Source organism: Natronorubrum texcoconense, assembly GCF_900100335.1.
GTDB classification, from domain to species: domain Archaea; phylum Halobacteriota; class Halobacteria; order Halobacteriales; family Natrialbaceae; genus Natronorubrum; species Natronorubrum texcoconense.
The window spans coordinates 253027-273159 of record NZ_FNFE01000006.1; the positions used below are offsets into that span (position 1 = coordinate 253027).

Sequence of the window (20133 nt, forward strand, 5' to 3'; positions counted from 1 at the left end):
ACGTCGCGGCGAGCGATCGCTCGACGGAGATCGACAAAAGCGTGATATTCGGTACCGTACACTCCTTCCGGACGAGGAACGAACCGTCCGGACGATCGAATTCGACGAGCGTTCGCACTGGCTGGACCTCGTCTCTCGCCGTGTAACGCAGGATCGTCGCGAGCGGCCGGCGGTACGGCAGGATGTGACGGACAGGTTCCGTCCTCGTGACGGCGTCAAAACACTTCCCACGTATTTTTAATTCCCGAACTCATTCGAGCGAATAACAATGACAACGAAGTCGGTATCGTACGACATGGTCGTCGTCGGTGGCGGGACAGGTGGCTGTTTCGCCGCGGCGACCGCCGCTCGAGCGGGACTCGACGTCGTTCTCCTCGAGCGAAAGTGCGAGGACGAGGGCGGCTACATCGCCTGCGGGGACGGGATCAAAGGCAAGAGCACGTTCCCCGACGTCGTCGACCGCGACCGACTCAGGGAGGAGTCGTTCACCAACGAAGGGATCACGCGCGGCATCTTCGAGAACCCCCAGTCGGGCGACTCGCTCGAAATTCCGTTCGACGAGACGGGCGCGGTCGTCGACCGCTTCCGGTACGGACAGGTGTTGCTCGAGGAGACCGATCGCGCCGGCGTCGAGTTGCACTACGATACGGTCGTCAACGACGTGATCCAGCCGAACGGGCAGGTCGAGGGCGTGACGGCGATTCGAGACGGCGACCACCTCGAGTACCGGGCCGACGTCGTCGTCGACGCGGCGGGCGCGCTTTCGGTCTTGCAGGACAAAACCGATCTCTCGGGGTCGACGTTCGACACGAACGTCAACTACTCGCAGTTCTGTTCGGCGTATCGCGAGGTGCTCGAGGTGCCCGAACCGGTCGACTGGGACGACGCGCTCGTCTTCAAGCCGACCGAGGAACTGGGATACCTCTGGTACTTCCCGCGCTCGCCGACGGAGATCAACGCGGGCCTGGGCTTCCAGATGAGCCAGCAGCCCCTGGAACTCGTCGACGTCCTCAAAGACGACATCGCGAACCGCGCGGAGTTCGCGGGCGCGACGGTGAAGAACAAACTCGGCGCGGCCCTGCCGACGCGACGACCCTACGACTCGGCCGTCCACCCCGGCTACGTGGCCGTCGGCGACGCCGCGGCGCACGTCAACCCCTGTACCGGCGGGGGGATCCCCGGGGCCGCGAAGGCGGGTCACTGGGCCGCGGAGATCGCCGTCGAAGCCATCGAGGACGGCGACGTGAGCGAAGCCGCGCTCTGGGAGTACAACCGCCGCGTCCAGACAAACTTCGGCAAGCGCTTCGCCGCGATGGACCTGTACAACATCTTCGGCACCGCCCGCGAACAGGAGGATCTGGTCTCGATGGTCACGGCGCTCCCCGGCCAGCAACTCGTCGACGCCATCGGCAAGAAGGGGACCACCAACATGAGCCTCGGACTCAAGCTCAAGACCCTCGTGAAGACGTTCGGCCACTGGGACACCCTCTACGATCTCTACAAGGTCCAGAACGCGGCCGGCTCGCTCAAGGACGTCTACGACAGCTATCCCGACGGCCCCGACCAGTTCGCGGCCTGGCAGAAGGAACGGGACTCGGTGATGGATCGCGTCTACGACATCACGGGTGCCGATCCGAAGTACTAGCAATCGACTCGTGGACCGCTCGCCAACGCCTGCCGAACCGACCACTGATCGGAGCCAGGTTAACTTATATCACGCCGCGGACCGCTGCTAGCGGTATGTCACTCGAGTCGGAACTCACGCGGCTCTCCGCGACCGAATTGTCGACCCGAATTCGAAACGGCGACGTGACCGCGAGGGAGGCCGTCGAGGTACACCTCGATCGAATCGAGCGACTGGACGACGAGATCAACGCCTTCGTCACCGTCTGCCCGGACGAAGCCCGGGCAGCCGCGGAAGAAGCCGACCACGCAGTTGAATCCGACGAGGACGTCGGGCCGCTCCACGGCGTCCCGCTGGCGCTGAAGGATCTCGGTGCGCTCAAAGAAGGTGTTCGCCACACGTACGGCTCGGCACTCTTTTCGGACAACGTCGCAGACGAGACGTCGGCGATCGTCGAGCGACTCGAGGACGCGGGTGCGATCGTAATCGGCAAGACGAACACGCCGGAGTTCGGCCACAAGGGGACGACGACCAACGAACTCGCGGGACCGACGGCGTCGCCGATCGACACCGATCTCAACGCCGGCGGCTCCTCGGGCGGCTCCGCGGCGGCCCTCGCGGCGGGAATGGCCCCGCTCGCGACGGGCAGCGACGCGGGCGGCTCGCTGCGGATCCCGGCCGCAGCGTGTGGTATCTACGCGATCAAGCCGACGTTCGGGCTGGTTCCCGACGACGGCCGGCCGAGCGCGTTCGGCCGGACGACCCAGCACGTCACGAAGGGTCCCATGGCCCGTACCGTCGAGGACGCCGCGGCGATGCTCGAGGCGATGGCTGGCCCGCACTCGGCGGACCCCTCGAGTGTTCCCGTCGATATCGACTACCGAAGCGCCGTCGAGAAACCGATCGACGACTATCGAATCGCCTACAGCCCGGATCTGGACGCGTTTCCGGTCGCCGAGGAAGTCGAGGCGGTCGTCGAGGACGCCGTCGGCGCGCTCGAGTCGGCGGGCGCGACCGTCGACGAAGTTTCGATCGACCACGGCTACTCGATGGCCGAGCTACAGGAGGCGACGATGGCGACGTACATGACCTCGATCCTCGAGACCGCGACCATCGTCGAGGAGGCACACGGGGTCGACTTCCGCGATCACCCCGACGAAGTCACCGACAGCCTGCTCGCGATGATCCACATCGGCGAGGACTTCGGCCCCGAGGAGCTCGCCCGCTCGGGGGTCGTTCGCACGGGCTTTTTCGACGCCGTGCAGGACGTCCTCGCGGCGTACGCCCTCATCGTGACGCCGACGCTCTCGCGGGCCGACGTCGGGCTGGAGGAGGACCTCGAGTCGAGCGCGTGGGACTGGCCGCTGACCTGGCCGTTCAACTGGACGGGGCATCCGGTCGCCGCCGCGCCGGCGGGGCTGACGGAGGCGGGCCACCCCGTCGGTCTACAGCTGGTCGGTTCCCGATTCGAGGACGATCGGGTGCTGGCGGCGAGCGCCGCACTCGAGCGCGAACGGCCCTGGAAGTCCCCGTACGACTGGTGAGCAGCCTGACGTTCCGGCCGCTCACCGATCTCTGTCGAACTTCTCGCGCACCGGCCGGAGCGTCTGTGCCGTCGGGAGCGTCCAGCCGTAGGTGACCGCTGCGAGTCGCGTCCCGACCGTGACGGCTGCGCACGCCGCTGCGGCTACGCTTCCGGAGAGGCCGATAGCCAGAACGAGCCAGTAGGTCGCACCGCCCAGCACGGCACAGCTCGCGTAGAAATCTTCGAAGAGGATGAACGGCGTCCGATCCAGCAGGATATCCGCGATCGCCCCGCCGCCGACCGCGTTGATCGTCGCGATGGCGACGACGCCGAAACTCGAGACGCCGGCCTCGGTCGCTACGATCGCGCCAGCCGTCGCGAAGGCCGCGAGGCCGACGGCGTCCGAGACGAGCGTGATCGGGTGATCGTCCGGCGACTCGAGTGCGATCGACAGGCCGATCGCCAGCCCGACACCGAACAGGCCCAAGGCAATCTCGTTCGGATCGCTGAGCGCGAGCGGGACGCGGTTGACCAGGAGGTCGCGGGTGACGCCGCCGGCGAACGCCGTGGCGAGTCCGACGACGGCGATCCCGAACAGGTCGAACGACTCGCGGATCGCCTTGCTCGAACCGACGAGCGCGAACGCGACGAGTCCGATCGCGTTCATCACGACGAACGGATCGGCGAACAGGACGGTTTCGAGTGCCTGAACCACTGGTTACACTCACTCGAGCGACTGCCTTGAGCGCTACGAACCCCCGTTCGTATCGGCGGTTCGGCGCAGTCGAGCGGAACGACTGCGGGAGTCGCGTCGGAACCCGAACCGCTCACCGCAATCCAAACCCATTTTCGCGTCCTGACCCTCGTCTCGCACATGGGAACAGAAGACGCCGACACCGTCGCGCCGGAAACGTGTCCAACCGCGAACGGAATGCCGATGCTCGGACTCGGGACCTGGCAGAACGACGACCCGGAACAGTGCGCTGAGAGCGTCCGGACGGCGCTGGAGATGGGCTACCGCCACATCGACACCGCACAGATCTACGACAACGAGGAGGCCGTCGGCGACGGGATCGCACGGGCCGACGTCGATCGCGAGGAGGTCTTCCTCGCGACCAAGATCTGGGCGTCGAACCTCGCACCCGACGACGTCCTCGATACCGCCCGCGAGAGCATCGATCGACTCGGCGTCGACTACGTCGACCTGCTGTACGTCCACTGGCCGGCTCGAGCGTACGAGGGCGAGGAGACGCTCTCGGCGTTCTCGGAACTCTACGACGAGGGACTCATCGAGAGCGTCGGTATCAGCAACTTCCTGCCGGAGCAGGTCGCGGAAGCCGTCGACAGCTGCGACGCGCCGATTCTGGCGAATCAGGTCGAACTGCACCCGATGCTCCCCCAGCCGGAGCTTCGGGAGGCCTGCGAGAACGCCGGCGTCGAGGTCGTCGCCTACTCGCCCATCGCCCGCGGAGCGGTGTTCGATCAGCCCGAAATCCAGGCGGTCGCCGAGAAACACGACGTCAGCGAGGCCCAGGTCAGCCTGGCCTGGCTGCGCGAGAAGGGCGTAACGGCGATTCCGAAAGCGACGGGCGAGGAGCACATCCGCGACAACTGGGCGTCGCTGACGCTCGAGTTGGATCGCGAAGATATCGAGCGAATCGACAGTATCGACGAGACGAGTCGCGAGGTCGATCCCGACTTCGCGCCGTGGAACTAACGGCCGCTCGCCGGTAACTGAGGGCTGTGGGTACGACCGACGTACGATTTATGACCTGTCTTCGATCGGGAATAAGCAGGAAAGTTTACGGTAGCCCGGCTTTTTGGCACGCGTATGTCCACCCGCTCACGACAACGTGGCGGTGGTGGGGTCGTCGGTGCAATCCGGACCGACGTACAGCGGTTACACGGTGCCTGGATGGAGCTCGTCTTTCCACGGCAACGTGGCCGCGGCCACTCCGTCATGGGGAAGTGGAAACCCGAAACGCTCCCCCAGAAGGTCGGCTACCACAGCTGGAGCATTCTCGGACTGTTCGGCTTACTGCTCCTCTACCCGCTCACCGTTATCGGACTCGCAACCCGCTTCTACGCGGCGAAACTCGACTCGACGCGCACCCGATTCGGCATCGTCGGCGTCACTGGCGTCGCGCTGCTCGGCTGGGGACTGCTGACGGCCGTCTGGGGAGCAATGTCCTACATGGATCAGGCCGACATTCCGCTCGACGCCGTGCTCGCCGTCGCCGCCGCGAGCGGCGTCGCGACGCTCTCGACCGCACTCGCCGCGACGTTTTCGAAAGTCGGCGGACGTATCGTGACGGTCGTCCTCGCGTACCCGTTCGCGATGACGGCGCTGTTCCTCCCGCCCGTCGTCGCCGCCCTCGTGACGCCGTCGCTCCATCCCTACATCCTCGACCCAAGCTACGAGTTCGCGGCGTGGGCGCTCGACAACGTTCTCTTCGTCGGCGGGCTGAACGAGTATCTGCGCGGGAACTACCAACTCGAGGGGGCTGCCTACGCGGCGATGTGGCTCGGCATCTCGATTCCGCTGGGCTGGTTCCTCGGAACCCTCGTCGCGCTCGCGAATCTGGTCCGGCCCTCGCAGTAGCGTCGGTCGAACGCTCGTTTTCCACGACCGCAAACGGACTTCCGATTTCCGATACGATTAGGTGATGGACTGCTAACGATCGGCTATGGAGTTCAACGAAGTCACGACAGCAGTCGCGTTCATCGGCCTGATCGCTATCGGGGTCGGCGGCATGATCGCCTCGGATATGATGGTGACCGAAACGATTCTGATGATGGTCGCACCGTCGATGATCGTCTTCGGCGCGATCATGCTCGGGATCGGCGTCAAGTTCGGCGAGTACCGCGCGACGAACTGAGGTCACGATTTTTCGCCGTCGAGCGGAGCGCGACCGCTCGAGTCGTGAGTCGGTCCGAAACGGAGAGCAAACGAAAGAAATCGAGACGGCGGCGGTTAGCGGCTGTCGACCGCGATCACATGTAACCGAGGTCGCGCAGGCGCTCCATCAGGTCCTCTTTGTCCTGGGCGCGGCCCGCGCGCTCGGTCGTCCCCTCGAGGTCCTGCAGCCAGGCAGGCTCCTCTTCGCTCTTTTCCGTCGAGATCTCGCTGCCCAGCGAGCGGAAGCCGGCGAAGTACTTCGGCGAGATCGGAATGTCCTCCTGGTCGACGCCCTCGGGGAGGTCGTCGTCGCTCTGTGGGACGTAACCGTCGTCCGGGAAGTTCTCGACCGTGTCCGGAACCACGAAGTTCCAGAACGCCTCCCACACCGCGGCCTCGTCGAACTGCAGGATGGGTTGGATACGGTCGTGGGGCGGGTAGATGTCGGGGTCGTGACGCGGCGAGAAGAACGTCTCGTCGGCGCGGGCCTCCTGTTCGTCCCAGCGGACGCCGCTGATGACGCCGTCGATGTCGTACTCCTCCAAGGCGTCGTTGAGCGCGACCGTCTTCAGCAGATGGTTCCCGACGTAGGTGTCGAGCAGGAACGGGAACTCGTCTTCCTCGTACTCGAGGATCTCGCGAACGTGGTGCTGGTTGTGGTCGGAGAGTTCGGCGATTTCGATTTCGTCGCCGGGCTCGAGGCCGTGTTCGTCGACGTACTCGCCGACGTTATCGTTGCGCGCGTAGATGACTTCGAGGTCCCACTCGTCGGCCCAGTGGTCGACGAAGTCGTGGATCTCGTCGAAGTGCTGGTAGTGGTCGATGAAGACCGCGGGCGGGACTTCGAGGTCGAAGCGCTCCGCGACCTCCTTGATGAAGTACAGCGTGAGCGTCGAGTCCTTGCCGCCGGTCCACATCACGGCGGGGTTTTCGTACTCCTCGAGGCCCGTCCGGGTAACCTCGATGGCCTTCTCGATTCGATCCTGAACGTGTGGATAGTCCTCGGGATCTTCGCCCTCACCATCCTCGTAATCGACGTCGACGTAGTCGGGGAAGTTTGACGTCATATCGTGTAATGAGATATAATTACCACATTTAAACCCTTTGGGGGACCGGAAACGTCTGACGGGACCTGAGACGAGCGGCCGGCGCCGGTAGTCGCGTGCGCGTTTCGGATAGACTGATGTCGGGATAGTCGTCGGCATTCGGGACCAAAGGACCCTGTACTGCCACTTCTGTGCCCCAAACGTCGCCGCTCGAAGGGGTGAAATCGGCCACTCTCCCCGTGTGCATCGGTCACAATACGGCCAGTCCGGCGGCGGGGGAGGGAGCTATCTCCGGCGACAATATGCGGCCAATATTGACAGTACCAAAATCGAAAATGTACCGAGAGATGCTCGAGGAACTCCCACTCGCTCGAACCAGAACCAGGCCGTATCAGTCGCTGGACGGAACGAACGGCCCGAAGAATCGCGGTCGCCGAACGGCGATCGAATCCCCAGTTCGGAATGCCCCGGTCGTCGGAGGCCGACTGCTCACTCGAACGACGGGACTGACGTCGCTACTCGTCTTCTTCGACGACTTCCGGATCGCTCATCGCGCTCTGGAGGCTGTCGAGTCCGTTGATCCACTCCGTGACGAGTCCGTACTCGAGATCCTCCGCGACGCCCATATCCAGCGCTTCGCCGTCGATGATGAGGGTCCCGGCCTGTGCGGCGTAGCCGAGCGCGGCGTCGAGTTCCTCGTCGGCCTCGGCGTCGGCCGCGGCGCCGAGATAGTCGCCCACGCTTCCCTCTTCCGGTGGGCCGCCGGCGATGAACTCCTCGGCGGCGAAGAAGACGCAGACGAGACTCGTCTGAACGCCGTCGACGAGGATCAGTTTCTCCTCGTCTTCGATATCGACCTCGCTGAGGACGATTTCGCGGACCTTGTTGATCTCCTCGAGCGCTTCCTCCTGTTCGATATCCCCGTCGTCGTAGGCGGCGACGATCTTCGCGATCGCGATCGCCGTGTCGTCCTGCAGGTTGAGCAGGAGTCGGGCCGAGTCTTCGTCCTCCGGATCGATCTCTTCGTCTTTGATTCGGTCGATCCAGTTCTGCCAGCGTTCCTCCGAGTAGAACTCGGTCGGGGGATTGCTCATACAGACACCTACACCGGCCGCTTGAAATGCCTTTCTCTACTGTATGCCGAACCGAACGAAGCCGTACGGACGGCCTATGCCGGTTAGAGAGTCCCTTCCGTGTCGATTCCGTACACGAGTTCCGGTGTCTCGACGTGTGCGTTTCTGACTGCACTCTCGTGACCGTTCTCGAGCAACCACCGCACGCGTCGCGGGACCGTCTTCGGTCCCAGAACGGCCCCGGGCCGGTCCGGATCGTCGATGTAGTCGGTCTCCATCAGGAACGGCTCGCCCCGTTCGGCGGCCGTCTCGAGTGCGTCTTTCTCGCACATCACGCTCGGGATCGGTCCCGCGAGTCGGCCGCCTGCGTAGTGTTTGACGACGTTGTGGCGCGGGAGTCCCGCCTCCTCGGCCCACTCCGCCACCTCGGTCAGATCCTCGCTGGCTTCGGTGTGAAGCTGGACGGCACACTCGAGATCGGCGGCGCGCTCGAACGCCCGCCGCATCACCGCGTTCGAGGCGTCCCAGACGGCGTCCTCGACGTCGTAGTGCGGACGACCGGACTTCAGCGCCAGCGCGTCGCCGGCCTCAACGTACTCGGCCGCGACGTCGATTCCCGCTTGCATCAGGTCGCGCGCCTCTTCGGGACCGAATCCGCGGTCGTCGACCAGCCGCGAGACGAGGCCGGGATGAACCCCCAGCACGGGCCAGGCTCGCCCCTCGAGTTCCTCGCTCGCCGCCGCGACGATCTCGATGGTTCGCTCGAAGACGTCCCGAAAGTCCTCGCCCGTCTCGGCCTCGACGCCGAGGTGCCAGGAGGGCTTGTTCACTACGAGCAGGTGCGTGCCGCCCTTGTGAGCGAAGTCCCGGACGGCGTCGATGCCGCGGTGATTGTCCGGATCGAGGTGGAGGTGGTTGTCCAGTACCGGCGTCTCGTCGTCGATCATAGGCGACGGTGGGCGGCCCGCGCGGGAAAAATCTCCGGCTTCGCTTCGAACCGAAGCGACCGGAACCGACGACTACGTCTCGGAGCGCGCCGCTGGAAGCGTCACCGAGAACGTCGAGCCCTCGCCGGGCTCGGAGTCGACCCAGATCGTCCCGCCGTGGCGTTCGACGATCCGCTGACACAGCGCGAGCCCGATCCCCGTTCCCTGATACTCGTCGCGAGCGTGGAGGCGCTCGAACACCTCGAAGATGCGATTCTGCTCGCCGGGTTCGATGCCGATTCCCTCGTCGTGAACCGAAACGATCCACTCCGTACCCGCCCGTTCCGCCGAGACGTGCACTCGCGGCGATTCGTCCCCGCTGTAGGTCAGCGCGTTACTCAACAGGTTCTGGAAGACCTGTCGCAACTGTCCGGCGTCGCCCTGAACCTGGGGCAACGATTCGACGGCGATCGCCGCTCCTTCCTCCTCGATCTGGAGCCGGAGTTGCTCGCGGGCCGACGTCACGACAGACTCGAGGTCGACCGGCTCGAACGGGTCGCCCCGCGTCTCGACCCGCGAGTACGCCAACAATCCCTGGATCATCTCCCGCATGCGGTCCGCGCCGTCGACGGCGAACGCGAGGAACTCCTCGGCGTCCGAATCGAACTCGTCACTGTACCGTTTTTCGAGCAACTGGAGGTAGCTCGAGACCATCCGTAACGGCTCCTGGAGATCGTGACTGGCCGCGTAGGCGAACTGCTCGAGACGCTGGTTCGAGTCCTCGAGTTTGGCGACCGTCTCCTCAAGTCGGCGCTGGTACTCGCGTCGCTCGGTGACATCGGTGAGCGTGACGACGCCCCGACGGACCGACCCCGACTCGTCTCTGACCGGCATCCCGTGGGCCAGCACGATTCGTTGATCGCCGTTCCCATTCTCGAGTTCGTAAACGTGGGGCTCCGTGAGTTCCTCGCCCTCGAGGACCCTGAACATCGCCCACTCGTCGTCGGCGACCGGCTCGCCGGTGTCGGCCCAGCGTCCCGAATGCCGGGCGTAGTCCTCGATGGCATCCGTTTCGGGCGGTCCCTCTCCCCAGATGTCGATCGCCGTTTCGTTCACCTCGAGGAGCCGACCGTCCGCGTCCGCGACCTCGACGCCGACGGGCAACACCTCGAACAGCGTCTCGAACTGGTCTCTGTGGTCCTGTAGGGATCGCTCGGCTCGCTTTCGGTCCGTGATGTCAGTGACGGCACCGAGGAACGTCTCGGGGTCGTCCTCGGCGTCGCACTCGACGTGGCCGCGGGAGACGACCCACCGAACGTCGCCGTCGGCGTTTCGGACCCGGTACTCCGCCTCGTAGCTGCCGCCGGTCTCGATCGCCTCTTCGACGGCCTCGTCGATCCGCTCGCGGTCGGCGGCGTGGATCGACGACATGATCTCCTCGTCGTCGACGCCATCGCCTGCCGCCTCGGGATCGACGCCGAACAGGTCGGCGAACGTCGCGTCCGTGACCATCCGGTCCTCGGCGAGGTCCCACACCCAGGTCCCGACCGCACCGGCTTCCGTCGCCGCCTCCAGCCGCGCTTTCGTTTCGCGCAGATCCCGTTCCCGCGCACGCCGGTCGGTGACGTCCCGTGCGATCGCGATGCCGGCGAACACCGCACCCCGACCGTCGGTGACTGGAACGACGTGAATCTGCCACGTTCGACCGGCGTACTCGAGTTCGGCCGTCCGTTCGTCGCCCTCGAGTGCGGCCCGACAGATCGTTTCCGCCGAGTCGCCGAACTCGCCCTCCCAAACGGCTCGAACGCGGTTCCCCTCGAGGTCGTCGGGGTCGACGGGCAGCTCCTCGAACGCCTTCCCCGCCGCCAGCGTGTAGCGGAGGTCGTCGTCGAACATCGTGACGATCCCGTCCGGGAACTGCTCGGCGAGGGTGCGGTAGCGCCGTTCGCTCTGGCGGAGTTTGCGTTCCCGAACCTTTCGATCGGTGATGTCTCGGAAGTACACCGAGAGCCCGGTTTCGGACGGATACGCTCGCACCTCGAACCAGGCGTCGATGGGATCCGGATAGTACTCCTCGAAGGCGACGGTCTCCTGTCGGTCCATCGCGTGCCGGTACTTCGATTCGAATTTCCGCCCGACCGCGTCTGGAAACGCCTCCCAGATGTTCGTCCCGACGAGTTCGCGACCGCTCGGATTGATGAGGTCGTGTGCCGACGTGTTCAGGTACGAGAAGTTCCACTCCTCGTCGAGCGAAAAGAAGGCGTCCGAGATTCGGCCGTACATCTCCTCGAGTTCGTTCTGTGCGCGCTCGTTTTCGACGGCCGACGCGAGGACGTTCGCGACGCTCTGGACGAAGTTCGCGTCGTGTTCGGTGAACTCCCGAGACTCGGTCGTGTGCGCCCCGAGGATACCCCACGGCTCCTCGACGGAGCCGATGACGACGCTGATCCCGCTGACGACGTCGTGATCGTGTAACAGCTCCGGTCCCGAAAAGCGCTCCTCCGTCCGTAGGTCGTCGACGACGACGGGCTCTCTCGAGATGAGCGTGTAGCCCGCCTGCGAGTCCAGATCGGTCGGAACCGTCGCCGATCCGACGAGCCCCTCCCGCCAGCCGACGCCGTTTCGGAGGAGCACCTCGTCCCCGCCGGGGAAGAGTTCGAGAACCTTGCAGTACTCGACGCCTAGCGTCTTGGCGACGGCGACCGACGCGGCGTGCATCAGTTCGTCGAGGTCGTCGAGTTCCAACGCCTTCTGTCCGAGGTCAGCGACGACTTCCTGCTGGTGGATCCGCACTTGGAGCACCTCATCGGTCGCCGACGTATCCATGCTACCAGCGATAGTGATGGGATCAGTGTAAGCGTTACTCTTGAACACCCTCGCCGCAAACCGTCGTCTTTCGCCGACGATCCACGTCACGGATCGGACGGGTAACTCGAGCGAATCGGCCGTCAGCTGCCGAGCGTAATCGCCTCGTCGGCCGCGTTCTGCAGCGCGTCCGAGCGGCCGTGTGACCCGGGTGCGACGGCGATCGTTTCGACGCCGACGGTCCCCGCGTACTCGAGGGCGGGTTTGAAGTCCGTATCTCGGGAGGCGATCGCTAGCCGGTCGATGGTTCCCTCGCTGCACAACGCGGTCGCGTCGACGGCGAGTTTGACGTCGACGTCGCCGCTGGTGATGATCACTTCGAAGCCGCGGGCCTCGGCGGCCTGAATGAGACCCGGCGTGGCGTGCTCGTCGAGATAGAGGCGGATTACGCCGACGTGCCCGAGATCGCGGGCGACGTCGCGAAGATCGTTCAGGTCGACGTCGAACTCGTCCCGCAGGACGTTCGGCCCGTCGACGAGCAGGCCCACCGTCGGCTCGGTCTCGAGTTCGGGGTCGGGTCCCGCGAGGCGGGCAAGACGGGCGCGAACGCGGTCGAACATGCTCGAGCGTTTCCGGGGCCACGAAATAGGTGTGACGGAACGAGACGGCGCTCCGAACGCTTCCGACCGACGGGTGAGACGCTCCCGCTACCGATCCGCTGTCGTGGCCGAATCCGTGACATCAGTGTCAGCTCGAAAACAACGCCAGATGTGTTGTTTCGATGCCTTCCGGCCGCATAAACGGCCAACTGCATACATTCATCGTTTATCTACCAATTATCTTCTGTGCTGATACGTTCACTCGTATACAATGTTGAATAAACAAAGTTTCCGTTCGGTAAGATTTTACTAATTTCAGTGTTTGATGACTGTCAGCGGATGACACAAGACGATTCGGCGGACGACGGCTCGAATACGACGTACAATCGGCGGCGATTCTTAACCGGAACGGGGACGGTCGCCGCAGGCGGACTGATCGGCTCGAGCGGGCTGGCGAGCGCGACGCCGGGTCGCAACCCGGGTCCGAAGAAGGACGAACTCATCATCGGTATCTCGCCGTCGGTGTCGGACATCGAGAACGAAATCGGACCGCAGATCCCCGGCGACGCGTGGATCGAGCACACGAACGAGACGATCCACTACGCGATCATCTCTCTCCCGGAAGAAACGCCGGAGTCGACTCGCGACTCACTCATCGACACGCTCACGAACATCGATCGGATCGAGTACGCAGAAGAGAACGCGACGCTCGAGGCGCTCAGCGCGCCCAACGATCCCCACTACGGCTCCCAGCACGCACCCCAGCAGGTCAACTGCGAGACGGCGTGGGAGACGACCTACGGGAGCGGCGACGTCACGATCTCCATCGTCGACCAGGGTATCCAGTACGATCACCCGGTGCTCGAGGAGAATATGGACGATAGCGTCTCGAACTACGGACGCGAGTTCGTCAGCGGCGGCAGCGATCCGTACCCGATCGCCGGCGACGAACAACACGGGACCCACGTCGGGGGCATCGCCGGCGGCGGAACGAACAACGGCACCGGCCACGCCGGGATCAGCAACTGTTCGTTGCTCTCCGCTCGAGCGCTCAATCGGCAGGGTCGGGGCTCGCTCTCCGACATCGCCGACGCGGTCCAGTGGTCGGTCGACGTCGGCGCGGATATCGTCAACCTCTCGCTGGGCTCCTCGAGCAACCATCGAACGCTCCGTCGGGCCTGTCGGTACGCCGTCGACAACGACGTGCTGGTCGTCGCGGCCGCCGGCAATTCGGGGTCGTACGGCGTCGCGTACCCGGCGGCCTACGACGACGTCGTCGCCGTCTCGGCGCTCACGGCCAACAATTCGCTCGCATCGTTCTCAAACAGAGGATCACAGATCGACCTCGCGGCGCCCGGTACCCGTCTCATCTCGGCGATTCCCTGGAACCGCTACACTCGAATGTCGGGCACGTCGATGGCGGCACCGGTCGTCGCCGGCGTCGCCGGGCTGGTGCTGTCGGCTTATCCGGGGCTGTCGGGTACCGAGTTGCGCGAGCACCTGCAGTCGACGGCCGTCGACGTCGGCCTCTCCTCGAACGCGCAGGGTCACGGTCGTGTCGACGCCGGCGAGGCGGTAACCACCGTTCCCGACGGCTACGACGGTGACGAGCGCGACGGCGAGGAAGACGACGAATCGGACGACGACGAACAGGACGACGCGGCGGGTCGCCTGCTCGCGTTCGTCACCGAGCCCGACGCCGACACCGCGCGCTACGAGTTCACGGTCGAGGGTACCGTCGAGTTCGCCGACGCGCCGTACGACAGCCCGTCCGGCAGGAACATTGAGGGCGGAACGTACACGGCCGAAGATTTCATCGACGAAGAGGGTGAGACGGTCCGCGCCGGCGGAATCACCGGCGGCGGATACGGCGATGCGTTCTACGTCGACGGCCCCGTGACGTCGATCGATATTGACCAGCCCGACGTGATGTGGGTCGAACTCGACAGGGAGGAACTGACCCCTGAGGAGGTCATCGACGAAACCGGTGGTGACCCTGACGAGGACGAGCCTGATGAAGACGAACCTGACGAGGACGAGCCTGATGAAGACGAACCTGACGAGGACGAACCCAACGGTGACGAACCTGACGAAGACGAACCCGACGGTGACGAACCTGACGAAGACGAACCCGACGAAGACGACGAAGAATCCAGGTGTGGCAACGAAACCGCGAGCGAACGCTTCGACGGCGAACTCGACGCCGGCTGGACCGGCGACGGCAACCGGCACACGTACTCGCTGCAGACGGACGACCCGTGTTCGGCGACGCTCACGCTCGAGGGACCGTCGGACGCCGACTTCGACCTCTACGTGACTATCGGCGGTCTGCCGCCGAGCAGATGGATCCACGACGAATCGTCGACGGGGTCGGGCGCTTCCGAGGAACTGTCACTCGAGCTCTCGGGCGACGGAGACCTCAGAATGCAGGTATACACCGACAGCGACAGCGGCGAGTACGAGCTTCGAATCGACGAGCGGGGGCGATAACTGTGTCGTAGCGACACCGGCACGGCGGGTTCGGTCTCGTGTCGGGGCGTCGTCGTTCACTCGCTAGGCGTAGTGAACTCTCGAGTGTAGACAACGGGAGCTGAAGACGAGTGTTCTGCTCTCGCTGGCAACGGTGATTGCCACATCCTCCCCAGCCGATTCGCTCGCTCACGAGTTCGCTCACTCATCCCTCGCGCAATTTCGGCTCGCGCCTCACTATTCGTTCGCCGCGACCCAGCGCGCGCCACCGCAGGGTGGATTGATCGGCTCTAGCGATGTGTGCTCACCTCTACTGACCGGCTCGTACGAGTCCGAACCGTCAGTTGGCCTGCAAAAACCCCGTTTTCGCCGCCGCCCGACGAAAAGACATTACTACTCCGCGGGAGATGATCCGCATATGCCGCTTCAGACGCCGCCGTTACGTGGGGTTCACGCCGAGCGAGGCGCGAAGTTCACGGAGTTTGGCGGCTGGGATATGCCGGTCGAGTTCGATTCGATCCGGACGGAACACGAGGCCGTCCGCGAGGACGTCGGCATCTTCGACGTCTCGCATATGGGCCAGATTCACGTCACCGGACCGGACGCGACCGAGTTGATGCAACGGCTCACCTCGAACGACGTCCGCCGACTCGAGGTCGGTGACTCCCAGTACGCCGTGATCACCGACGAGGAGGGACACATCATCGACGACACCGTCGTCTACCGGCTGCCGGACGACGACGAAGCCGTCGGCGAGCCGACCTACCTCTTCGTTCCCAACGCCGGAACCGACGAGGCGACTCACGAACGGTGGATCAGCTACCGCAACGAGTGGGACCTCGAGGCGACCGTCGACAACCGAACCGACGAGTACGCCATGTTCGCGGTTCAGGGACCGAACGCGGCCGACCTCGTCGCGGACGTCACCGAGGAGTCGGTCACCGACCTCTCCCGCTTCGAGGCCCGGTACGGGACGATCGACGACGTCAGCTGCTGGATCGCCCGGACGGGCTACACCGGCGAGGACGGCTTCGAACTGATCGTTCCGTGGTCGGAAGCCGAACGAACCTGGTCGCTGTTCGACTGCCAGCCCTGCGGACTCGGCGCTCGAGACACGCTGCGGATCGAAGCCGGACTCCTGCTGGCCGGCCAGGACTTCGACCTCGAGTCGAACCCGCGAACTCCCTACGAAGCCGGCATCGGCTTCACGGTCGCGCTGGACACCGAGTTCGTCGGCCGGGACGCCCTCGAAAAGGTCAGCGAGGAGGGAAGCGAGGAGCGACTCGTCGGCTTCCAGCTGATCGACCGCGGCGTCCCCCGCCACGGCTACGACATCACGAACACCGAGGGCCGGGTCGTCGGCACCGTCACGAGCGGGACGATGAGTCCGTCGCTCGAGAAAGCGATCGGGCTCGGATACGTGCCGACCGAGTACGCGGAGCCGGGAACGACCTTACAGGTCGTCGTTCGCGGCCAGTCCAAAAAGGCAAGAGTTGAAACGACACCCTTCATCGATACCGTATAACTATGAGTTTCGAAATTCCCGACGACAGACGCTATCTGGAATCGCACGAGTGGGCACTCGAAGAAAACGGCACCGTTCGAGTCGGCATCTCCGACTTCGCACAGGACGAACTCGGCGACGTGGTCTTCGTCGAACTCCCCGAGACCGGCGACGACCTCACGCAGGAAGACGAGTTCGGCGTCATCGAGTCCATCAAGGCCGTCTCGGACCTCTACGCGCCGGTCAGCGGCGAGGTCACGGCCGTCAACGAGGACCTGTTCGACGCCCCCGAGCTCGTCAACGAGGATCCGTTCGGCGAGGGCTGGATGCTCGAGATCGACGCCGACGACACCGACGAACTCGAGGCACTGCTGAGCGCCGAGGAGTACGAAGATCAGATCGCCTGAGCGCCGCTGCGCTCGACCGACAAACCAGGTCCGATCCCTTATCCGAAAGATGTACTGTCACTCATCGAGTACTGTTTGCAGTAGCACACTATGCCGGTCCCGTCATCGGACGTCCTCGCCTACTCGTCGATCACGGGATTGGACCTCCTCGCACTCCTCTTGCTTCTCCACGTCTGGCTCGTCGGCGTCGGCCTCGCGGCCTACAGCGAAAGATCCGGGCTCCCCTGGAGTCAACGCATCGATCTCGGTATCCGCCAGTACGCGTTGCTCGCGTTGCTCGCGACGGTCGTCGCCTGGCTCCCGTTCGCGCTCGGCGACACGTACCCAATCGCGCTCGGCGGCGCTCGAAGTGAGCGACGGCTCGCTATCGTCCTGTTGATCGGGAGTTTCGCCGCGGTCTGGGCTGGATTCTACTACGCGGGCGGCGCGGTGACCTCCCTCCGATCGTACGCCGCCGTCCGACGAACGCCCGTCGTCGACGCCGCCGCCGTCGAGACGGGGCGTGTCCAGGTTTCGGGAACGGTTCGAACATCGACGGACTCGCGCGAAGCTCCCCTCTCCGGTCGCGACGCGGTCTGTTACGACCTGACCGTCGCTCGAGACCTCGTCGAAGACGAGTCGACGTCGGACGGCGACGGCGTCGATACCGGTGGTTCGACCGGCCTGCTCTCGTCGGCGTTTCGGGAAACGATCCCCGTCGACGACGTCCGAACGACGTTCGTCCTGGAGGACGAAACCGGCCGGATCGCCGTCGACCCGACGGACGCCGCGCTCCGACTCGAAACCGAGACGACGGCGGTCGTCCCCAACGGTGACCGCCCGTCCGGTTCGCTGCTCCGATATCTCGTCCGTGAGACCGAGTACGAGGCGACCGAGCGCCGAGAGCGCTACCGAGAAACGAGGATCGAACCGGGTGACGAACTGTCGGTTATTGGCGTCGCTCGTCCCGACTCGTCCACCGAGTCGATCGACACTGCGGAACTAATCTCACGAGGGGAGTCGAGGGACAGCAGCGAGAGGGACGCCGAATCCGGACCAACGTCGAAGGCCAATTCGCGTCTGACGTCGCTCCCGACGATTACGGCCAGCGACTCGTTCGGCGAGTTCGTCGTCGCCAGCGGGTGCGAACGCAGCGTCGACCGCCAGTTTCGGCGAACGATCGCCGGTTGTACGCTCGCGGCGGTCGCGTTGACTGGAACGGGAATCAGTCTCCTGTGGCTCCTGGCCGGCCACGGCTGATCGGTCGGCTCAGTCGGCGGCTTCGTCCGTCGGCGAGTCGGCTCGGTTCATCAAGACCAACGCCGTTCCCGACAGCAGTACCATCGCGGTTCCCCAGACGACCCAGACGATCGCGCTCTCCGTTTGCACCGTCAGCATCAGGGTGATGGTGAAAACAACCGTCAACGCGACCGTCAGCCGTTCGGCCCGGTCGAGTCGTTCGAGCATGTCGATCACTCGAGGCTGGCGAGTCGTTCGAGCATCTCGTCTAACCCGGCGTTCGTCACGGCGAGCGAATAGCCGTCGATACGGGCGAGTTCCGCCGCGTGGTCCCACAGTTCGTCCTCCTCGAGGCCGTGAAGGATCACGGCGTTCGGCGTCGGATTGAGCACGCGCAGGGCGATGCCGACGCCTTCGCCGCGCGTGACGTTGGTGAACACCAGCACGCGGTTCGTGCTCTGGCCGTAGAGTCGGAAGAACTCCTCGCTCGAGAGGCGGGTGATCGCCTCGATGCTGTCGATCACCGTGTGGCCGCTGATGTGGTCGGTGTTGCCCGGGGAGACCACGGTCGCGTCGAGATCGTCGTGGAGTCGCGCGAGCGGGATCGAGGTCGCGTACTCCTGGAGGTCGTAGACGACGTCGCTGTCGAAGCCGGCCGACAGGACGCGGCCGTACTGTCGAATGCGGTCGCCGCCCCGTCGTTCGTCGATCGCCAGCAGCCCCCTGACGAGTCGGCGCACGACGCCGATGCCGGGACTTTCGCGCCGGCCACTCTCGTAATCGGAGATGACCGACGAGGAGATGTCCAGCTCCGACGCCAGATCGGTCTGGGAGATATCGAAGTCGGTCCGCCACTTGCGCAGGGTGGCGCCGGGGTCGTCGCTCAGCGTGATCTCGCCGGCTATCTTCTCCGCGAGTTCTCGTTTTGGCCCACGGCCGCTCATATGCGAGGGTCGGACGGTCGACTCAAGTACCTACTGAAGACGAGTCGCCGCTATAGTACCAACTGAAACGATGCACACCCGATCGCAACGCCGTCCTGCGAACGGGGTGTGCATTGACTTTCAGTGGCTACGATAGTTATGTGTCGGTCGCGTTCCGTCTCCTCGAGACGACGCGAAACGCCGAGAAAAACCAGTAGTAGGGAATACGAACTGGGTTACGCGTTATTCATTCGCTGACTGTCGCGGTTGCCACACCGTGTACACTCTCGGACCCGGTAGGGTTCCCGAGAGTACTGCGCGTTGTCTTCGTTCGTGCTTTCTGTCACGAGCTGGATGCTGACTTCGTGCAGGGTGCTGGTTTCACAGACGTCACACGGTTCGGTCATCCCGTTTGATACGCCACCTGTCGTTGCCATACCTGTCCATTAGAGCCGTCCACGATATATCACCGACACTGACTTCGGAGCGAGAGAAGGGGTATAAATAGGTGTTCTCGCGATCTGAAAACGCCCTTTCTGATCGAGTACATATCAAGAATTAGTTACTCGAGTTGCAGCGAGTTCGGGTACCGAATTCGACCCTCCGGTTGCTCGTGGAAGGCGCTCTCCGACTGTCGATATCGCCAATCCTCCATCCGAAAGTGTTGGCGACAGTGAAGGTCCTCCGCACTCGGAAAACCTTTTGCTATGAGTCCCCCAACGCAATAGCATATGGATGAAGAGTCCTCCATCGAGGAAATTCTGAATACGATCGGGGACGAGCACGCTCGAACCGTCCTCGCCTCGATCAGCCGCGAACCCGGCTCTGCGAAAGAACTCGCCGAGCGCCTCGAACTCTCTCAGCCGACGATCTACCGACGCCTCGAACTTCTCGAAGAGAACGAACTGATCGAGGATCGAACCCTCGTCGCTGACGACGGGAACCACTACAAGGAGTACACGTGCAACTTCAACAGCACCGTGATCTCACTGGAAGACGACGAGTACGACGTCCGAATCTTCCGGGAGGAGAACCTGCCGGACCGGTTCACGAAGCTCTGGGACGAACTCGGTGTGAAATAACGCCCGTACAGATGCACGGTACAGTTCACGCCC

Annotated in this window: 19 protein-coding genes; 10 read left to right on the forward strand and 9 right to left on the reverse strand. The window is 64.3% G+C overall.

Translation table 11 applies throughout. From position 1 onward, the window contains the following. Positions 1-268 precede the first annotated feature (268 nt). The gene (locus BLT08_RS17855) at positions 269-1645 is read left to right on the forward strand and encodes a geranylgeranyl reductase family protein (RefSeq protein ID WP_090310662.1); all 1377 of its coding nucleotides are present in this window, start codon (positions 269-271) and stop codon (positions 1643-1645) included. 95 nt (positions 1646-1740) lie between these two features. Next, complete coding sequence (locus BLT08_RS17860; protein ID WP_090310664.1) at positions 1741-3168, forward strand: amidase; 1428 nt, start codon at positions 1741-1743, stop codon at positions 3166-3168. A 21-nt stretch (positions 3169-3189) separates the two neighbouring features. Here BLT08_RS17860 and BLT08_RS17865 read toward each other — a convergent pair whose 3' ends face one another. Beyond that, positions 3190-3816: a trimeric intracellular cation channel family protein gene (locus tag BLT08_RS17865; protein WP_090310795.1), complete on the reverse strand. Its 627-nt coding sequence runs from the start codon at positions 3814-3816 to the stop codon at positions 3190-3192. A gap of 207 nt (positions 3817-4023) precedes the next feature. On the opposite strand from BLT08_RS17865, the gene BLT08_RS17870 reads away from it, so the two are divergent. From BLT08_RS17870 to BLT08_RS17880, 3 genes are all read left to right on the forward strand, one after another. After that, positions 4024-4866 (forward strand): aldo/keto reductase, encoded by an 843-nt coding sequence (locus tag BLT08_RS17870; protein WP_090310667.1) that lies wholly within the window; start codon positions 4024-4026, stop codon positions 4864-4866. A 114-nt stretch (positions 4867-4980) separates the two neighbouring features. Further along, entirely contained in the window at positions 4981-5751 is a 771-nt protein-coding gene (locus BLT08_RS17875) for a hypothetical protein (protein WP_090310669.1), read from the forward strand. A gap of 85 nt (positions 5752-5836) precedes the next feature. Beyond that, positions 5837-6028 carry a DUF7333 family protein gene (locus tag BLT08_RS17880; RefSeq protein ID WP_090310671.1) on the forward strand — a complete coding sequence of 64 codons (192 nt, stop codon included), beginning with the start codon at positions 5837-5839 and terminating at the stop codon, positions 6026-6028. A gap of 115 nt (positions 6029-6143) precedes the next feature. On the opposite strand, the gene BLT08_RS17885 is transcribed toward BLT08_RS17880, so the two are convergent. The 5 genes from BLT08_RS17885 to BLT08_RS17905 all read right to left on the reverse strand — a co-directional run bounded on the left by BLT08_RS17885 (position 6144) and on the right by BLT08_RS17905 (position 12518). Next, positions 6144-7115 carry a phosphoadenosine phosphosulfate reductase family protein gene (locus BLT08_RS17885; protein WP_090310673.1) on the reverse strand — a complete coding sequence of 324 codons (972 nt, stop codon included), beginning with the start codon at positions 7113-7115 and terminating at the stop codon, positions 6144-6146. 494 nt (positions 7116-7609) lie between these two features. After that, the gene (locus BLT08_RS17890; protein WP_090310675.1) at positions 7610-8188 is read right to left on the reverse strand and encodes a DUF2150 family protein; all 579 of its coding nucleotides are present in this window, start codon (positions 8186-8188) and stop codon (positions 7610-7612) included. A gap of 83 nt (positions 8189-8271) precedes the next feature. Further along, positions 8272-9114, reverse strand: a complete 843-nt coding sequence (locus BLT08_RS17895) for a TatD family hydrolase (protein ID WP_090310677.1) — start codon at positions 9112-9114, stop codon at positions 8272-8274. Positions 9115-9186: 72 nt separating this feature from the next. Next, the gene (locus BLT08_RS17900) at positions 9187-11919 is read right to left on the reverse strand and encodes a PAS domain-containing protein (protein ID WP_090310679.1); all 2733 of its coding nucleotides are present in this window, start codon (positions 11917-11919) and stop codon (positions 9187-9189) included. Positions 11920-12041: 122 nt separating this feature from the next. Continuing rightward, a complete protein-coding gene (locus BLT08_RS17905) occupies positions 12042-12518 on the reverse strand; it encodes an NYN domain-containing protein (RefSeq protein WP_090310681.1) in 477 nt (158 codons plus the stop codon). A 318-nt stretch (positions 12519-12836) separates the two neighbouring features. On the opposite strand from BLT08_RS17905, the gene BLT08_RS17910 reads away from it, so the two are divergent. From BLT08_RS17910 to BLT08_RS17925, 4 genes are all read left to right on the forward strand, one after another. After that, positions 12837-14987: a S8 family peptidase gene (locus BLT08_RS17910; RefSeq protein ID WP_090310683.1), complete on the forward strand. Its 2151-nt coding sequence runs from the start codon at positions 12837-12839 to the stop codon at positions 14985-14987. 397 nt (positions 14988-15384) lie between these two features. Beyond that, complete coding sequence (gene gcvT, locus BLT08_RS17915; protein WP_090310685.1) at positions 15385-16491, forward strand: glycine cleavage system aminomethyltransferase GcvT; 1107 nt, start codon at positions 15385-15387, stop codon at positions 16489-16491. Between the two features lie 2 nt (positions 16492-16493). Further along, on the forward strand, positions 16494-16877 hold the full coding sequence (gene gcvH / locus BLT08_RS17920) for a glycine cleavage system protein GcvH (protein ID WP_090310687.1): 384 nt from the start codon (positions 16494-16496) through the stop codon (positions 16875-16877). A 90-nt stretch (positions 16878-16967) separates the two neighbouring features. Then, entirely contained in the window at positions 16968-18116 is a 1149-nt protein-coding gene (locus BLT08_RS17925; protein ID WP_090310690.1) for a GIDE domain-containing protein, read from the forward strand. A gap of 9 nt (positions 18117-18125) precedes the next feature. On the opposite strand, the gene BLT08_RS17930 is transcribed toward BLT08_RS17925, so the two are convergent. The 3 genes from BLT08_RS17930 to BLT08_RS17940 form a co-directional block, all read right to left on the reverse strand. Beyond that, positions 18126-18323 (reverse strand): hypothetical protein, encoded by a 198-nt coding sequence (locus BLT08_RS17930; RefSeq protein ID WP_245724269.1) that lies wholly within the window; start codon positions 18321-18323, stop codon positions 18126-18128. A gap of 5 nt (positions 18324-18328) precedes the next feature. Beyond that, complete coding sequence (locus BLT08_RS17935; RefSeq protein ID WP_090310694.1) at positions 18329-19039, reverse strand: helix-turn-helix domain-containing protein; 711 nt, start codon at positions 19037-19039, stop codon at positions 18329-18331. 215 nt (positions 19040-19254) lie between these two features. Next, complete coding sequence (locus BLT08_RS17940; RefSeq protein WP_090310696.1) at positions 19255-19455, reverse strand: DUF7835 family putative zinc beta-ribbon protein; 201 nt, start codon at positions 19453-19455, stop codon at positions 19255-19257. Between the two features lie 294 nt (positions 19456-19749). Between BLT08_RS17940 and BLT08_RS17945 the strand changes: the two genes are divergently transcribed. Continuing rightward, complete coding sequence (locus BLT08_RS17945) at positions 19750-20100, forward strand: ArsR/SmtB family transcription factor (protein WP_090310698.1); 351 nt, start codon at positions 19750-19752, stop codon at positions 20098-20100. Positions 20101-20133: the final 33 nt, after the last annotated feature.

Coding starts and splice junctions, on each gene's coding strand:
- BLT08_RS17910 (WP_090310683.1), top strand. CDS start 12,837: ATGACACAAGACGATTCGGCGGACGACGGCTCGAATACGACGTACAAT.
- BLT08_RS17870 (WP_090310667.1), top strand. CDS start 4,024: ATGGGAACAGAAGACGCCGACACCGTCGCGCCGGAAACGTGTCCAACC.
- BLT08_RS17895 (WP_090310677.1), bottom strand. CDS start 9,114: ATGATCGACGACGAGACGCCGGTACTGGACAACCACCTCCACCTCGAT.
- BLT08_RS17900 (WP_090310679.1), bottom strand. CDS start 11,919: ATGGATACGTCGGCGACCGATGAGGTGCTCCAAGTGCGGATCCACCAG.
- BLT08_RS17930 (WP_245724269.1), bottom strand. CDS start 18,323: ATGCTCGAACGACTCGACCGGGCCGAACGGCTGACGGTCGCGTTGACG.
- gcvT (WP_090310685.1), top strand. CDS start 15,385: ATGCCGCTTCAGACGCCGCCGTTACGTGGGGTTCACGCCGAGCGAGGC.
- BLT08_RS17905 (WP_090310681.1), bottom strand. CDS start 12,518: ATGTTCGACCGCGTTCGCGCCCGTCTTGCCCGCCTCGCGGGACCCGAC.
- BLT08_RS17855 (WP_090310662.1), top strand. CDS start 269: ATGACAACGAAGTCGGTATCGTACGACATGGTCGTCGTCGGTGGCGGG.
- BLT08_RS17860 (WP_090310664.1), top strand. CDS start 1,741: ATGTCACTCGAGTCGGAACTCACGCGGCTCTCCGCGACCGAATTGTCG.
- BLT08_RS17935 (WP_090310694.1), bottom strand. CDS start 19,039: ATGAGCGGCCGTGGGCCAAAACGAGAACTCGCGGAGAAGATAGCCGGC.
- BLT08_RS17890 (WP_090310675.1), bottom strand. CDS start 8,188: ATGAGCAATCCCCCGACCGAGTTCTACTCGGAGGAACGCTGGCAGAAC.
- BLT08_RS17880 (WP_090310671.1), top strand. CDS start 5,837: ATGGAGTTCAACGAAGTCACGACAGCAGTCGCGTTCATCGGCCTGATC.
- gcvH (WP_090310687.1), top strand. CDS start 16,494: ATGAGTTTCGAAATTCCCGACGACAGACGCTATCTGGAATCGCACGAG.
- BLT08_RS17925 (WP_090310690.1), top strand. CDS start 16,968: ATGCCGGTCCCGTCATCGGACGTCCTCGCCTACTCGTCGATCACGGGA.
- BLT08_RS17875 (WP_090310669.1), top strand. CDS start 4,981: ATGTCCACCCGCTCACGACAACGTGGCGGTGGTGGGGTCGTCGGTGCA.
- BLT08_RS17865 (WP_090310795.1), bottom strand. CDS start 3,816: ATGAACGCGATCGGACTCGTCGCGTTCGCGCTCGTCGGTTCGAGCAAG.
- BLT08_RS17945 (WP_090310698.1), top strand. CDS start 19,750: ATGGATGAAGAGTCCTCCATCGAGGAAATTCTGAATACGATCGGGGAC.
- BLT08_RS17885 (WP_090310673.1), bottom strand. CDS start 7,115: ATGACGTCAAACTTCCCCGACTACGTCGACGTCGATTACGAGGATGGT.
- BLT08_RS17940 (WP_090310696.1), bottom strand. CDS start 19,455: ATGGCAACGACAGGTGGCGTATCAAACGGGATGACCGAACCGTGTGAC.